Consider the following 16,569-nt stretch of genomic DNA (forward strand, 5'->3'; position numbering starts at 1 on the left):
TAAAACCTTTTTTATCAGCATTTACTACTGATTGTATTATTTTATTATAATCTATATTCGTTTCATTGGTTTTTAATGTGACAATGTTTGATCGCACCATTTTATCACCGTTTAGATAAAAAATAATCTTGATAATCCCATCTAATCCCTGTAATGATTTTACATCAGCTATCACTAATTTTTCGGTTGTCCTTAAATCATATATTTTTAAACTATTAAGATCTGCTGCAGTCGATAACTCTTCGATTTTGGATATCGATTCATTACTAGAACCTTTTTTTAATTTACCCCAATAATCTTCTATCTTGGATTTATAGATTATTGCAGATGTCGGACTTTCGCCATCATTAACTTGTGTCAAATCATCTTTTTCGCAACTTGACAGAATCAGAATAAAGCAAAAAAACATTATTTTAGGAATTTGTTTCATTTTTTATTGAAATATTTTACAAAAATATAGTGTTTTCTTACAACAAACAATCCCCAAAATCAGTGATATTTAATAAAAAGGATACGCTGCTCTAAGGCATATCTAAGACCGATTCTTTCCAAATAAAAAAATATTAAATAACTTATTTACAATAATTTAAACACAAACACAACAACAAAAAAAATTGTTTTAAGTGTCCTAATTAGTAAAAAATCCTGAAGTGGATTGAAGTAAACTTAAGAAAGAGATGAAAACTAAAAAGCTGGAAACAATAACTTTCAAATAAAAATATTGATTGGAACTGATAAAAGCCAAACGGTAATAAAAGGAGTCAATATCTTTTAAATTTATTTATTGGTTAAAATCATTTGAGTACTTTTATAACCGATCTAAAAAAGGAATCACTGTATGCTGAAAAAGGAATTAAGACAAAAGTATAAAGTATTACGAAGCGGTCTCTCGGAAATTGAAATAGAAGAAAAAAGTCTGGCTATTGCCAATGAAATACTTAAACTCCCGATTTGGGACAAAACCTATTTCCATGTTTTTTTATCCATTGAAGAACAAAAAGAAGTCAATACCGAATTTATTCTTCACCTCCTTTCTGGAAAAGATAAAGAAATCGTGATTTCAAAAAGTGATTTTGTGACTAGGGAAATGACTCATTTTCTTTTGACAGATAATACCAAAATCAAAAAAAACGAATATAATATTCCCGAACCCATTGACGGACTGGAAGTACCAGCTACAAAAATCGATGTGGTTTTTGTACCGCTTTTGGCTTATGACATAAAAGGAAACCGTGTGGGGTACGGAAAAGGATTTTATGACAAATTCCTCTCACAATGCAAACCCGAAACCATTAAAATTGGCTTGTCTTTCTTTGAACCGGAAGAATCAATTCTGGATCTTTTTGAAAGTGACATTTTGCTGGATTATTGTGTTACTCCAAATGGAATATATCGGTTTTAAGGTATTATCTAATAAAATTACTCTCATTAGGCCAATTAGCTATCGTGCAGATTTTGTGAATTAAATTTTAAGTGATTTTATATAGGACTCATACATAAATAAAAAAATAGGCTGCTCATTACGAACAGCCTATTTTTTTTATGATTCAAAAAAGTATTTATGGATGTTTCTGAAAAGCTTTTTTATTAAATACTATCAAAATACCAACTCCAGTAGATATGGCCATATCGGCAATGTTGAAAATGGCATTAAAAAAAGTAAAATTACGTCCGCCAAAGTAAGGAACCCATTCCGGCATTGGATAGTCCTTTACAAAAGGAAAGTAAAACATATCAACTACCTGCCCGTTCAGCCAGGTTCCATAAGGATTGTCTGAAAACAGAGTAGCGAGCTGCTGATGACTGTTATCAAAAATAACTCCGTAAAAAACGGAATCAATTATGTTTCCTAATGCACCTGCAAATATTAAAGCTATGGCAACAATAAGATAATTTGAACCTTTCTTTCTTTCTGCAGAGTCCCACAGCCAATAGCCAATTCCTGTTACCGCAAAAAGCCTAAAAACAGTCAGGATTAATTTTCCATATTCTCCAGGTATTTTAGTTCCCCAAGCCATTCCTTCATTTTCGATAAAATGAATCTGAAACCAATTGAATACATGAACCTCTTCCCCTAAAATAAAATTTGTTTTTACATATATTTTAGATACTTGATCTACTAACAATATAAGAACAATAAGTAAGTATGCTTTTACTAATGACATCTATAAAAATTTAAAGGCGTAAAAATAATAAATTAAGAAAAAAAAACGCTCCTAAAGGAGCGTTAATTATTGTTAAGAACAGATACTAAGTGACTGAGATACTAAGTTTCTAAGTTTCTTTAGGTTTAACGATAGTTTTTTAAAATTATCTTCCAAAATCTTAGCAACTTAGCGACTAAGAATCTTAGCAACTTTTTAAAAGTCTTTTTTATCTCTGAAGATTTTTTGCCTCGATGCTCATTGTAGCGTGAGGAACAATTTTTAGTCTTTCTTTTCCAATTAATTTTCCGGTGATTCTGCATACACCGTACGTTTTGTTTTCTACTCTGAATAATGCACTCTTCAAATCCCGTATAAACTTTTCCTGACGAATGGCTAACTGCGAGTTAGCTTCTTTAGACATTATTTCGCTCCCCTCTTCGAATGCTTTGAACGTTGGAGATGTATCATCCGTACCGTTGTTAAGGTCATTCATGTAGGCGCTCTTAATCAAATCCAAATCAGCCTGAGCCTTTACGATTTTATTCTGAATGATTTCCTTAAACTCTGCTAAATCAGCGTCAGAGTATCTTGCTACTTCATCTACCATAATACTAATTTTTTGTAATTATTATACTTGTTGTTATTCCATCAAAGTCAATTTTCGTGCCATTCTCCATAACATTCTCGAAAACAAGCGTTTCTGTCAGTGTTTCCGATTTAATGTAGTCTTTATTGGCGTTTACTGCTATTTCCAAAGAATCATTTTTCTGCAAATGAACTTTAATTTTATCTGTAACTTCAAATCCCGCATCTTTACGGATGTTTTGGATCCTGTTCACCAATTCCCTAGCAATACCTTCTTGTTTTAATTCATCTGAAATTGTGATATCCAGCGCAACCGTTATTCCATTTGAGTTGGCAACCAGCCAGCCCTCAATGTCCTGTGACGATATTTCTACATCTTCTAATGATAAAATTACACTATTTCCAGCAATTACAATGGTTAAGGCCCCCTCTTTATCAAATTGTGAGATTTGTTCACTGGTTAAATTCTGTATCTCTTTGGATATCAATCCCATATCTTTTCCAAAACGTGGCCCTAAAGCTTTGAAATTCGGCTTGATCTGCTTGATTAATATACCAGAAGCATCATCAAGGAGTACGATTTCTTTTACATTAACTTCTGCTTTGATTAAGTCAGAAACTGCTTCAATTTCAAGTCTCTGATTCTCGTCAAGTACTGGTATCATTACCTTTTGCAATGGCTGACGCACCTTGATCATTTCCTTTTTTCGCAGTGATAAAACAAGAGAAGAGATTGTCTGCGCTTTCTGCATTTTGCTCTCTAACATTTTATTAACATACTTTTCAACTGAAACTGGGAATTGAGCTAGATGTACCGACTCAAATTTTTCTGTTTCAGCAGCTTTTGTCAGGTCTCTGTAAAGGGAATCCATAAAAAACGGAGCAATTGGCGCACTTAGTTTACTGATACTTACCAAACAGGTATAAAGCGTTTGGTAAGCGGCTATTTTATCTTGTGCATATTCGCCTTTCCAGAAACGACGGCGGCATAAACGAACGTACCAGTTACTTAAGTTCTCCTGTACAAATTCGGATATAGCACGAGCAGCTTTCGTAGGCTCATAATCCGCATACGCTTCATCTACTAATTTTATCAAAGTATTTAATTCTGATATAATCCATTGGTCGATTTCAGGTCTTTCGTTTACCGGAATTTCAGCTTCGGCATATTTGAACCCATCGATGTTAGCATATAACGAGAAGAATGAATAAGTGTTGTATAAAGTTCCAAAGAATTTACGGCGAACCTCAGCAATTCCTTCAATATCAAACTTTAAGTTATCCCAAGGATTTGCATTCGAAATCATGTACCATCGGGTTGCATCAGGACCATATTCTGCAATGGTTTCAAAAGGATCTGTGGCATTTCCTAGACGTTTGGACATTTTTTGTCCGTTTTTATCCAAAACCAAACCATTTGAAACTACATTCTTGTATGCTATTTTATCGAAAACCAAGGTTCCGATTGCGTGTAACGTATAAAACCATCCACGTGTCTGGTCTACTCCTTCAGCGATAAAGTTTGCCGGGAAATCTTTATTCTCATCAATTTTGTCTTTGTTTTCAAAAGGATAATGCCATTGTGCATAAGGCATTGCTCCAGAATCAAACCAAACGTCGATTAGATCACTTTCGCGCTTCATGGGTTTCCCTGAAGCAGAAACTAAAGTAATTTCATCCACAACATTCTTGTGCAAATCAATTAAATCATAATTTGATTCAGACATGTTTCCGATTTCAAAACCTTTGAATGGATTTTCTTTTTGAAAACCAGCTTCGATCGATTTCTCGATCGCATTGTACAATTCTTCAACAGAACCAATAAGAATTTCTTCTTTTTTGTCTTCAGTTCTCCAAATTGGCAACGGAATTCCCCAATATCTAGAACGAGATAAGTTCCAGTCGTTGGCATTTTTCAGCCAGTTTCCAAAACGTCCTTCACCAGTAGATTTAGGTTTCCAATTGATAGTTTCGTTCAGGTCGAACATTCTATCTTTTACATCGGTTACTTTAATAAACCATGAATCTAGGGGATAATACAATAACGGCTCATCGGTTCTCCAGCTGTGTGGATAACTGTGCACGTATTTCTCAACTTTAAATGCTTTATTTTCTTCTTTTAATCGAATAGCGATTTCAACATCTACAGATTTCTCCGGAGCCTGTCCTGCATCGTAATATTCGTTTTTAACGTATTTACCGGCTAAGTCAGCTAAATGAGAAGTGAATTTTCCTTGTAAATCTACTAAAGGGACTGCGTTTCCATCTTCGTCCAAAACCAACATTGGCGGCACTTCCGGTTTTGCTTCTTTTGCAACTTTAGCATCATCTGCACCAAAAGTCGGAGCTGTATGCACGACTCCTGTTCCGTCTTCTGTAGTAACGAAATCACCTGATATTACTCTAAATGCATTTTCGGCATTTTCGTATGGTAATACATAAGGCAATAATTGCTCGTAACGGATTTCAACTAAATCTGCTCCTTTTGCTTCGGTTAAGATTTTGTACGGCAATTTTTTATCACCGTTTTTCACATTGTCAAAATCAGCGTCATCTTCACTTAAGAAAAATCCTTTTCCGAATTGTTTTCCAACTAAGTTTTTAGCCAAAACAACATTGATTGGCTCAAAAGTATATTGATTGAAAGTTTTTACTAAAACATAATCGATTTTTGGACCAACTGTCAAAGCTGTATTTGACGGAAGTGTCCAAGGAGTTGTCGTCCATGCTAAAATGTGAATATCTCCAAAACCTTGTAAAAACGAAGGCAATGTTTCAGGTAAAGTTTTAAACTGCGCTACAATTGTAGTATCCGTTACATCGCGGTAAGCCCCCGGCTGATTTACTTCGTGAGAAGACAATCCTGTTCCTGCTTTTGGTGAATATGGCTGAATCGTATATCCTTTGTACAACAAACCTTTATCATAGATTTGTTTCAAAAGCCACCAAACAGACTCCATATATTTTGGTTTATAAGTAACATACGGATCTTCCATATCTACCCAATAACCCATTTTTTCGGTCAAATCATTCCACACGTCTGTATAACGCATTACGGTTTTTTTACACGCTTCGTTATATTCTTCGATTGAAATGGTTTTACCAATATCTTCTTTTGTAATTCCTAATTCTTTTTCGGTTCCTAATTCAACAGGCAGACCGTGAGTATCCCATCCGGCTTTTCTTTTAACCTGAAAACCTTTTTGAGTTTTATATCTGCAAAAAATATCTTTAATCGCACGCGCCATCACGTGGTGAATTCCTGGTAATCCATTAGCCGAAGGCGGACCTTCAAAAAACACGTAAGGCTCTGCTCCTTCGCGCGTGGTTACACTTTTTTCAAATATATTTTCTTTCTTCCAAAAATCCAGAACTTCTGATGCCACTGTAGGCAGGTCAAGTCCTTTGTATTCAGTAAATTTTGTGCTCATTTTATCCTTTTCTTAATCGAGGTGCGAAAGTAATAAAATTAAGTCGAAAGTCGAAAGTCAGAAGTCAAAAGTTACACTTTACGGCTTTTTATTCCTTCCTCACAATTTTAAGAAACTTTACATTAATTAATAATAATGCTTATAATGAATTCACACAAAGCACTTTACGTATCAAAAAACAGGTATTTCTACGCTCATTTGATTTTTAAAATATTTGTAGGTTTGAACCTCTTAATCAGCATGTTAAACCAATAACAACTCATGAATTTAACTAAGATACTAGACAAACTTTGCAAAAAAATCACTACTGAAATTGCTGTATTGAATAATGGAGTTGCCGTAAGTATCGAATTGACAAATGTTGCCACATTGAATGACGGAGATAATTTTATACAGGAAAAATCTTCAATGATCCTTTCTGTAGTAAATATTGAAGAAGACAAAACACTAAAAAATCAAAGTCTATACAAAGAATATTCTGGAAATGGCAGCTCCATTGAAAAATACAAAAAACCTGCTCAAAATCTGATTTTGTCTCTATTGTTTACTTCTTACAATAAAGATCAGGCAAAATATGCAGAAGGTCTTGATAAATTAGAATACATCATCAAATGCCTTCAGTATAACAATGTGTTTTATTATGATACTACTAATTTGTTTGAACAAACCGAAGTTTCTGAAAATCAGGCTAAGTCTATGAATAAAATCATATTAGATCTGGTTAGCCTGAAGCCAGAACATCTCAATCAGATGTGGTCTTATCTGGGAAGCAGATATATGCCCTCAGTATTATACTCCATGCGGATGATCCGCATACAAAATGAAAACAGCCTGCCAACGGATCCTGTCATCAACAATGCAAAAGCTCAATTATGGACTAATGACAAAAGTGATATAACGGGAGAAATAGAAGCCAGTTCCTTTCTATTAGATTAAAATTAATATTCCAATAATTTTTAAAAACCAATAAATAATAAGTCATGAATATTAGCTCTATCAAAACACCTGGAGTCTACATCAATGAGATTGATGCATTCCCGCCTTCTGTTGCTCAAGTAGCGACTGCAGTACCAGCATTTGTGGGTTTTACTGAAAATGCACCCACTCCAAATATTCCAACCAGAGTATCTTCTTTTTTGGAATTTGAACAACTCTATGGCGGAGCTCCCCGACCAACTGGTATTACAGTCGATTTGGATGCTAATCTGCTTCCAACCGATAATTCAACGGTTCTGGAAAGCCAGTTTAAACTCTATAACAGCTTACAATTATTTTATGGCAACGGCGGTGGAGAATGCTATATTCAATCTATCGGGCTGTATTCAGATGCTCCTGCTTTTGACGCTGCTACCAAAACAAAATTCATTGCAGGTGTTGCTGCTCTGGAAAAATTTGATGAGCCAACATTGCTTTTGTTCCCCGACGCTGTGAATCTGAACGCTGCAGATCTTGGCGAGGTTCAAAAACAAGCATTAATGCAATGCCAAAAGCTCATGGACCGCTTTGTTATTATGGATGTAAAATATGATAAAGCAAAAACAGCTCTTGCTGATAATGCTGATTTTAGAGAAAACATCGGAACTAATAATCTAAAATATGGCGCAGCTTATTATCCGTATTTGACATGCAGTTTTCCGCAGTCCTTTAGGCTGTCCGATATTAGTACTGCATTAGCTTCTACAGGCGGTTTCAAACAATTTTACCCTAATGACACAAATCTTAAAGCGAACATCACTTCATTCGAAGCACTTCATACAGATGTTTCTGGTTTAAAATCAAGTCATAAAGATGCAATTTCTGCCAATAAATTATTGGATTGGACACCAACAGTAAATGCAACAAAACTGAATGCCAACTTAATAAAAAGCTGGAATCTCATCAAAGTTTTTGCAAAACCAAATGATTATACTAATTCAGATTTGGTCACTTATGTCAATGCAGATTTGGTTTCGATTTCTTTGAAACCAGTGGTTCAAAAATTAATCGATTTTAGAAAAGCATATGAAAAACTAAAAAAAGTCGATGGTACCACTAATGTTGATCCTTTGCCATTAGCAACAATTCTTGATGCAAACTTTAATGGCAATTGGGGTACCATTTCGGCAATTACAGAATCTCCAGTAAACGAGTATGATGGCAAATTGAGCAATCCGGTTGCAACTCCTTCTCCACATAATGAACCTGACTTTGTAAAAATTCAGGCTGAGCTCAATAAATTACATACTCTCGTAATAAATACATTAGACACTGCTGTAAATGCTGTTTACAAATACGGATTAGTACAAGAAAACAACCTCATCGCTCAAATGCCAATTTACGGAAGCATTATTTCTAAATTATCTCAAAGCATGAATACTGTTCCTCCAAGTGGTGCCATAGCTGGTATTTATGCACAAACCGACGGCACTAGAGGCGTTTGGAAAGCACCAGCCAATGTCAGTATCAATGGAGTTATTGGATTGACCAGAGATATCAACGACTTTGACCAGGAACCTATGAATATTCATGAAACTGGTAAATCCATCAATGCCATACGCAAATTTACTGGCAAAGGATTTTTGGTTTGGGGTGCCCGCACACTCGATGGAAACAGCAATGATTGGCGCTATGTAAACGTAAGACGTCTGGCCATTATGGTTGAAGAATCGGTAAAAAAAGCCTGTATGCGTTATGTTTTTGAGCCTAATGTTTCTCAAACATGGGTCAACGTAAAAGGTATGATTGAAAATTATCTGACCTTGATTTGGAATGATGGTGCATTGGCCGGAGCCAAACCAGAACACGCTTTTTTTGTAGCTGTGGGAATCAACCAGACGATGACTGCCCAAGATATTCTAGAAGGACGATTGATCGTAAAAATAGGATATGCCCCATCCAGACCTGCTGAGTTTATTATTCTTGAATTCAAGCAGATGCAGCAAAAATCATAACGCCTCGTAAAGAGAAATCATTCGAACAAAATAGTTTTTAGCAATTAATATTTAAAAAATAAAATTATGCCTAATACAGACTTCCCAATACCAAAGTTCCATTTTAGTGTTGAATGGGGCGGTACAAAAATAGCTTTTACCGAGGTTTCGGGTTTAAATAAAGAAATGGATGTTATAGAACACCGAGTGGGTTCCAGTCCTGAATTTTTCAAGAAAAAAATGCCTGGCTTGCAAAAACTAAGTAATATTTCCCTTAAAAGAGGTGTTTTTGCTGGTGATAACGAGTTTTATCAATGGTACAATACCGTAGCCATGAACACTGTCGAAAGACGAAATATTACCATTTCTCTTTTGAACGAAGCTCATGCACCAGTTGTTGTTTGGAAAGTGAAAGACTGTTTTATTGTTTCGTTAAAATGTTCAGACATGAAATCTGATGCCAATGAAGCAGCAATAGACACCGTTGAGATTGCTAATCATGGTTTTACGATGGAACATGTAGCTTAATCCTATGGCGAGTTCAAATCCTATAGTAGGTTTTCATTTTTCGGTAATTTTTGAACTGTTACCCCAGTTTAGTATTGATACCAAGTTTCAAAGTGTGGGCGGTTTAAAAGCAACTCTGGAAATGGAATCGATAAAAGAAGGCGGTCAAAATAGGTTCACACATCAATTACCCATACGATCTGGATATCAGGATTTGGTACTCAAAAGAGGGCTGACTTCGGATATGTCGGGCGTATCGATGTGGTGCCTGAATGCTATCGAAAATTTCAATTTCAGTCCGGCTAATCTGGTGGTTTCCTTATTAAATGAAAATGGAAACCCCGTAAAAGCATGGTATGTATCACATGCTATTCCATTGTCTATAGATTATGGGGATTTTAATGCCGAAGAAAACAAAATTGTCATTGAAACTATCTCTTTAAAATATAATTTTTTTAAAGAGATTCCGATTCCGAGTTTTTAAAAAAATCAACTGTTTATTCATATTAAAAATTATGCCAATAGAAATCAAAGAATTGCGCATTGTCGTGAAAATTGAGGAGGAAAAACAATCTTTCCAATCTCAGGCACCTTTGGATAAAGTGCAGTTAGATTCTATAAAATCAGAGCTTATCCGTGAATGTACCACTAAAGTGTTAGAAAAAATAAAAGAAAAATCCGAACGATGATACAGGCAGCTTTAGGTATAATAGACAAAATGAGAATTGAGGTTTTTGAGACCAATGAGTACGACAAAGATCCCAAGAATACCATTTTTGTACAGCTCAACCCAGAGAAGTACACCATGAAACAGAATGTTGTTTTTAATGAAAGCCAGCCTATGGGTGCCACCGGCAACGATTTGAAATTTAACAAAATTGAAGGCGAAGAGGTGACTTTTGAATTCCTTTTTGACAGTTCGGGTGTTGTTCCTCCAGGTAAAATTAAAGACGGGAAAGGAGAAATGTCATTTTTGGATAAAGCAGGCGATGTTTTGGATGCACTAAAACCGGCAATTGTAAACCCTTTTGCCGAAGTAAAATCAGTAGAAGAAGATTTGGAAAAATTTAAAAACCTGCTATTAGGTTACAATGGCAAAACTCATCATACCGCATATTTACAGCTTTTATGGGGCGGTTATAGTCTGCAATGCCGTTTGAAAAACATGGAAATTGAATATTATTTATTTCGAAAAGACGGAAGACCCATTCGAGCCAAAGCCAAATGTACTTTTAAAGGAACAGTCGCTTATAAAATAATGGTCAAGGAACAAAAGAAGAGTTCTCCAGATCTTACTCATGAACGCGAATTTGAAATGAATGACAAACTCACTCTTATATCCGAAAACATATATGAAAGTCCCAATTATTATATAGATGTAGCACAATCTAATAACATATTGAGTTTTAGAAATATCCGCTTAGGTAAAAAATTGATTTTCCCGCCTATAAAATAATTTAGTATGCCTATTAAACCCTATATAGACGAAGATGAAGTCCTAAAATTGGAAATCCTGGTGAAGGACAAAAACGACGGACTGGATACCTTACTCAAAGAAGCGCACGTTCATTTTGAGCTCAATAAAATTCCATCGGCAAAATTCACATTTATTGCTTCGAATAGGGATGTCGACAAAAAAGAAACTTTTCCTAGTGACGCCTTAAAAGAAAATGATGAAATCACTTTTAATGTTACTATTAAAAAAGAGAAAAAAACACTTTTTAAAGGAGTTATAAAAGCTACTGAAAAAGTGCAGAACGGCAATTTTATCGATATAAAAATAGAATGCAAAGACATTGCCTTTGATATGACATTGCCCAGTACGGAAGCTGAGACTAACAATCAGACGTTTGAAGATAAATTAAAACTATTTACAAAAAAATTAAAGCTCAACGATGAATTATCTGGAAAAGATTGGGGGAAAGAAAAAATAACACACAACCCAGCTACGCTGCCATGGGATTTTGTTTTGGGTTATCTGGACTCGGTTGGCGTTTTTGTTTCGATAAAAAATGGGGAGTTTAATGGTGTAGACTTATTAAAATCCCCACCCTCAGAAAAATATCTGGCCGAAAATGGAATTAATGTTTTCTCCTTTACAGGAAAATCAGATGAAACAAAAAAATTAAAAAAAGCAATTATTGAGCATTGGGATCCCGCTACTCAAAAAATAGTGAAAACAGAAGAAACACAAGAAGCCATAAATCCCTTTGAAAAATTAATAAAACTCAATGAAAACAGATTTAGCGAGGGTACTGTAAAAAGGATGCTCAAAGCAATTTTAAAGAAAAGCGAACTCCAGACCATCAATGGCAAAATCCAGACTTTTGGCAATCTGGAAGCACATACAGGAGATTTTATAAAATGTAATAAAGTAAATGAAAAAATAGATGATAAGGCTATTATCATTAGCGCCATAGAACATACTATTGAGAATGGCAGCTGGAAAACCGAATATACTTTGGGTTTTGAAGGAGAACCTTCATTTGCAGAAAATGCCAGTAAACAAACGGCAAGCCCTCAGGCACAAATGGGTCAGACCAATTCAATCAGCGGATTGCAGATAGGTGTTGTGGTTCAAATTGAAGAAGACCCAAATAAGGAGTTCAGAATCAAAGTCCGCATTCCTACACTCTCTGAAAAAGGAGAAGGAGTATGGGCAAGGCTCGCTACTCTAAATGCTTCAAAAGACATGGGCAGTTATTTTATTCCCAGCGTGGATGATGAAGTCATATTGGGCTGTTTGGGAAATAATCCTGATACACCAATTATTTTGGGAAGTTTATATAGCAGTGCCAAACCAATGCCTTTTCCCATCGCAAAGGAAAATTATCTTAAAGGTTTTGTAACCAAAGAAGGCACTAAAGTGATTCTGGATGATGAAAAAAAAGCTATTGAACTAAGTACCAAAAAGGGAAATAAACTTCTTATAAGCGATGATGAAAAAGGATTCGTTCTGGAAGACGAAAACAAAAATAAAATTACTATGAACAAAGATGGAATTACGATAGAAAGCAGTAAAGATTTTATAGTAAAAGCATCTGGAGATGTAAAAATAGATGGAACAGGCTGCAGTGTCAGTGCTTCTGGAAATATGGAATTAAAAGGAGGTATCATAAAAATAAATTAATAAAATATGCCAGCAGCAGCAAGAGTATCAGATATGCATGTCTGCCCTTCGGTAGGACCAGGCTCAGTTCCTCATGTAGGCGGACCCATTTTGCCAGGAGGAAATAGTACTGTGCTCATAGGCGGCATGCCAGCAGCAGTTGTGGGAGATAACTGTCTGTGTACAGGTCCACCCGATTCGATTACAAAAGGTTCGGGAACAGTTACCATTGGCGGTAAAGCGGCCACACGAATGGGAGACTCAACAGCACATGGAGGAACAATAATACTAGGTTGTCCAACAGTTTTAATAGGAGGTTAGAAAATATGAACGACGAAACATTTATAGGAACAGGCTGGAGTTTTCCGCCCACATTTAATTCCATTTCCGGTTCAGTTGAAACGGTAAACGGAGCCACTGATATCAACCAAAGTCTGCAGATTCTTTTGGGAACAAAACTTGGAGAGCGTATTTTAAGATCTGATTTTGGATGTAATCTTTCCCCTTTATTATTTGAAAACATTACAGTAACACTGCTTACTAAAATAAAAGAGATTGTAAAGATGGCAATACTCAAATATGAACCCAGAATAGATCTCAATAACGTTTCTTTTGGTTCCGAAGAAACATCACAAGGACTTATAAAATTAGAAATAGATTACACAATACGAACTACCAACTCAAGACAGAATTACGTTTATCCTTTTTATCTGGAAGAGGGAACATACATTAAATAAAAACTGATTTTTTATTGCTGAACTATTTATAATAAAAATAAAAAAATGGACGATTGCTCATCAAACATATCAATTCATCAAGGAATGGGAACTACCCAGGAAGAGCGATTTTTGGTGGCCCTTAAGCCCGATCATTTTCTTATAGATGAAAGAAAGGAAATCGATTTTATTGCATTTGCCCAAAAAATGGCCAGTCATATAAAATTTTATAATGATACGAATGTCGAGGACGGAAATTGGGCTAATTTTTTTCAATGGGAATCGACTTCCATTCTGGTACAACTGTATTTGTGGGATGTCCAAAAACTGCAGGAGCAATATAAAATTACCAAAACCGAAGTCAGATCTGCAACAATTGTAACAGATCAAAAAGACATACTCTTATCTTATTTTGAAACCATCAACAGTCAGTTTTTAGATTTTACCCGAAAAATAAATTTTCTTGATTCAGGTATTTCAGTCAAAGAAACACTACAGGGAACTCAGCCTTATTTTATTCAAAAAATAAAGGATTTAAAAGACAAAATAAGTGCAGCATCAAATCCATTGGCATTATTCTCGAATAGTCAGTTTGACAAAACGGTACAACAGCTTTATGGATTAATTCAAAACTGGAAGCAGATTTCTGGAGAAAGTATTGACAATCAGCTGGAAAATTATTCCAATCACAAACCTCATTTTACATTATATCTTTCGTTTTTGAAACTTTTGGGTATTGCCCAAACTCAACTTAACGAATTTACAAACAGGCATCTTGATTTTTATTACAAAGACGTTTTACAAATACAGCCTGCGAATGCGCGTCCTGATTATGTACATCTGCTCTTTGAACCTAATCCGGATAAAACGGTTCTGATTCCCAAAGGGACTGTTTTTCCTGCGGGCAAAAATAGTCTGGGCAAAAATAAATTCTATGCTTCAACATCAGATCAGGTAATCAACAACGGGGTTCTGCATTCTTTTTTAAGCAATTATAAAACTCTGGATATTCCTTGGAAACAAAATGATTTTATAAAATCGAATGCACAAAATAAAGCATTCAGTGCTTTTCCCGATACAGGTGCAATGGTAGAAACAGGTTTGCTTATTGCCAGCCCTTTGTTTTTCCTAAGTGGCGGCCACAGAAAAATCACACTCAGAATTAATGATGAAGAGTTAGATTTAACACACTACAAGTTTTTTATGACTGGCGAAAAAAAAGTAATAGAAATTACTAATATCACTAATCGTGAAGGATCCATATTAATAGAAATTCCGCCATCCGAAAAAAAAATAATCGCTTATAATCCGGAAATTCATAACACTATCAAGATAAATACAAACTATCCGATTCTAAAAATTGTATCACAAAATGAAGCTAAACAGATTGATATAAACAAAATAGAAATTAGTGTTTACGCTTACGGTTTAAAAAACTTTGTTTTAGGAACGGATACCGGATTAGCTGATACCAGTAAATCGTTCAAACCTTTTGGTGAATTTCCAAAAAATGGTAATGCTTTTGTGATAGGCTGTAACGAAGCTTTTGTCAAAAAAAGTTCTCAAATATACCTTGATATCAATCCCAGTTTATATAATACTGTAACGATGCAAACATCAAATCTGGCTGATGGACTATGGACATCCCCGGAAAATTTTTATTATTATATTGAAAATACAAACCCCATACCGGAATATCAGGAAAAAAATGCATTACCAGACTCTTCTTCTGTTTCTGGTTATACCAAAATTATACTAAACGATACCGATTTTGCAGGAGAAAAATTTCTGCAGGACTTCATTGGCGCAAGCAAGAGTACTACCCTTCCTATCGTTTTGCCAACAGCACCCACAATTAACGACATCAGTTTGGGATACTTTGTGGATGACACTTACAGTAATGGTGTTTCCAATAACCCAATTGAAGTATATCACATTCTGCCTTTTGGATATAAAAAAGATGAATTATATGATTCCAGATTTCCACATGATGCACCTCTGGGCGGGGAAATTTATTTGGGTTTTGATAAAGTAATTCCAGGAAATGGATTATCACTTTTGATTCAGCTTGCAGAGGGAACTGCCAATCCCAGACAAGAAACGGCAAATGTCGAATGGTTTTATCTCAATCATAATTCATGGACTCTTATTAATACCCATGAAATGGGAGATGAAACAAATGGATTGTCCCAATCTGGTTTGGTTCAGTTAACGATACCCGAATTTGACACCAGTGACACTACTATTCTGGAAAAATCACTTTTTTGGGTAAAAATTACAATAGACCGGATCGATGCTATTTGTAATTTTATAGGTATTCACACCCAGGCTTTAAAAGCAGTTTTGACAGATTTCGAACAAAACGGTAGTGTTTTTATTGAAAATACACCCAAAGAAATTATCTCCAAATTTAATGAGCCAATAGATTTTATAAAAAAAGTAATTCAGCCGTATGCTTCTTTTTCGGGCAGGAAAAAAGAAGATGATCTGTTATTATATCAGCGCTCCAGCGAAAGGCTAAGACATAAAAAACGAGCGATTACTTTATGGGATTACGAACGCCTTGTTTTGGACGAATTTCCCGAAGTGCATCGCATAAAATGCCTGAATCATTACCGCTATAATAGCACAATCCTATCCAATGTTTCGGCGGGATACATTACATTAATTCCTATAGCAAAATCAAATAATTATCAAAATCCTGTTTCCTGGAAACCGCTTTTGAGTTTGGGAATTATGAAAAAAATTCAGCAATATATTGCCAAAATAGCTTCGCCTCATGCCAGAATTGCTGTAAAAACGCCAACATTAGAAAAAATAGAAGTCAGATTTAAAGTTAAATACCACGAAATTCCGGGTGCCGATACACTTATGTATGCAAAAGAACTGACTAAAATCATCAATTCTTATTTGAGTCCCTGGGCATTTGAGAATACTGAACTCGTTTTTGCCAATGCTATCGAAATATCGAAGCTGATTCAATTAATAGACAATCAGCATTTTGTCGATTATATTACTGATTTTGAGGTCAATCAAATTATTCTCAATGATACGAACGACAGCATAAAAAATATATTTTATAAAGTAAAAGAAATTACCCCGATGACCGATTTTACCTTATTTGTACCCAATGAGTCTCATTTTATAGAAGAAATAAATAATTGA

The 16,569-nt window shown here is 35.1% G+C and carries 15 protein-coding genes; 11 read left to right on the top strand and 4 right to left on the bottom strand.

Going from position 1 to position 16,569, the window contains the following annotated elements:
* A partial coding sequence (locus IRZ80_RS09545) for a hypothetical protein (RefSeq protein ID WP_194641336.1) occupies positions 1-430 on the bottom strand: 430 nt, incomplete at its 3' end.
* A gap of 408 nt (positions 431-838) precedes the next feature.
* On the opposite strand from IRZ80_RS09545, the gene IRZ80_RS09550 reads away from it, so the two are divergent.
* Positions 839-1,402, top strand: a complete 564-nt coding sequence (locus IRZ80_RS09550; RefSeq protein ID WP_194641337.1) for a 5-formyltetrahydrofolate cyclo-ligase — start codon at positions 839-841, stop codon at positions 1,400-1,402.
* A 157-nt stretch (positions 1,403-1,559) separates the two neighbouring features.
* Here the strand turns inward: IRZ80_RS09550 and IRZ80_RS09555 are convergent, their stop codons facing one another.
* The 3 genes from IRZ80_RS09555 to ileS all read right to left on the bottom strand — a co-directional run bounded on the left by IRZ80_RS09555 (position 1,560) and on the right by ileS (position 6,163).
* Positions 1,560-2,165 carry a lipoprotein signal peptidase gene (locus IRZ80_RS09555; protein ID WP_194641338.1) on the bottom strand — a complete coding sequence of 202 codons (606 nt, stop codon included), beginning with the start codon at positions 2,163-2,165 and terminating at the stop codon, positions 1,560-1,562.
* Between the two features lie 208 nt (positions 2,166-2,373).
* Positions 2,374-2,754, bottom strand: a complete 381-nt coding sequence (locus IRZ80_RS09560; protein WP_100432822.1) for a TraR/DksA family transcriptional regulator — start codon at positions 2,752-2,754, stop codon at positions 2,374-2,376.
* Between the two features lie 4 nt (positions 2,755-2,758).
* On the bottom strand, positions 2,759-6,163 hold the full coding sequence (gene ileS, locus IRZ80_RS09565; protein ID WP_194641339.1) for an isoleucine--tRNA ligase: 3,405 nt from the start codon (positions 6,161-6,163) through the stop codon (positions 2,759-2,761).
* A gap of 261 nt (positions 6,164-6,424) precedes the next feature.
* Between ileS and IRZ80_RS09570 the strand changes: the two genes are divergently transcribed.
* The 10 genes from IRZ80_RS09570 (at position 6,425) to IRZ80_RS09615 (ending at position 16,569) form a co-directional block, all read left to right on the top strand.
* Entirely contained in the window at positions 6,425-7,099 is a 675-nt protein-coding gene (locus IRZ80_RS09570) for a DUF4255 domain-containing protein (RefSeq protein ID WP_194641340.1), read from the top strand.
* 44 nt (positions 7,100-7,143) lie between these two features.
* Complete coding sequence (locus IRZ80_RS09575) at positions 7,144-9,093, top strand: phage tail sheath C-terminal domain-containing protein (RefSeq protein WP_194641341.1); 1,950 nt, start codon at positions 7,144-7,146, stop codon at positions 9,091-9,093.
* Between the two features lie 66 nt (positions 9,094-9,159).
* Positions 9,160-9,600 (top strand): phage tail protein, encoded by a 441-nt coding sequence (locus IRZ80_RS09580; protein ID WP_194641342.1) that lies wholly within the window; start codon positions 9,160-9,162, stop codon positions 9,598-9,600.
* Positions 9,601-9,604: 4 nt separating this feature from the next.
* Complete coding sequence (locus IRZ80_RS09585; RefSeq protein WP_194641343.1) at positions 9,605-10,063, top strand: phage tail protein; 459 nt, start codon at positions 9,605-9,607, stop codon at positions 10,061-10,063.
* A gap of 31 nt (positions 10,064-10,094) precedes the next feature.
* Positions 10,095-10,268, top strand: coding sequence for a DUF5908 family protein (locus IRZ80_RS09590; RefSeq protein ID WP_194641344.1), 174 nt, complete (start codon positions 10,095-10,097; stop codon positions 10,266-10,268).
* Positions 10,265-11,035 carry a hypothetical protein gene (locus IRZ80_RS09595; RefSeq protein WP_194641345.1) on the top strand — a complete coding sequence of 257 codons (771 nt, stop codon included), beginning with the start codon at positions 10,265-10,267 and terminating at the stop codon, positions 11,033-11,035. Before IRZ80_RS09590 ends, IRZ80_RS09595 begins: the two co-directional genes overlap by 4 nt.
* A 6-nt stretch (positions 11,036-11,041) precedes the next feature.
* The gene (locus tag IRZ80_RS09600) at positions 11,042-12,709 is read left to right on the top strand and encodes a phage baseplate assembly protein V (protein WP_194641346.1); all 1,668 of its coding nucleotides are present in this window, start codon (positions 11,042-11,044) and stop codon (positions 12,707-12,709) included.
* 6 nt (positions 12,710-12,715) lie between these two features.
* Positions 12,716-13,009, top strand: coding sequence for a PAAR domain-containing protein (locus IRZ80_RS09605; protein ID WP_194641347.1), 294 nt, complete (start codon positions 12,716-12,718; stop codon positions 13,007-13,009).
* Between the two features lie 5 nt (positions 13,010-13,014).
* The gene (locus IRZ80_RS09610; protein ID WP_194641348.1) at positions 13,015-13,425 is read left to right on the top strand and encodes a GPW/gp25 family protein; all 411 of its coding nucleotides are present in this window, start codon (positions 13,015-13,017) and stop codon (positions 13,423-13,425) included.
* A 45-nt stretch (positions 13,426-13,470) separates the two neighbouring features.
* Positions 13,471-16,569: a baseplate J/gp47 family protein gene (locus IRZ80_RS09615; RefSeq protein WP_194641349.1), complete on the top strand. Its 3,099-nt coding sequence runs from the start codon at positions 13,471-13,473 to the stop codon at positions 16,567-16,569.

The sequence above is a fragment of the Flavobacterium sp. HJJ genome, from assembly GCF_015351475.1.
GTDB classification, from domain to species: domain Bacteria; phylum Bacteroidota; class Bacteroidia; order Flavobacteriales; family Flavobacteriaceae; genus Flavobacterium; species Flavobacterium marginilacus.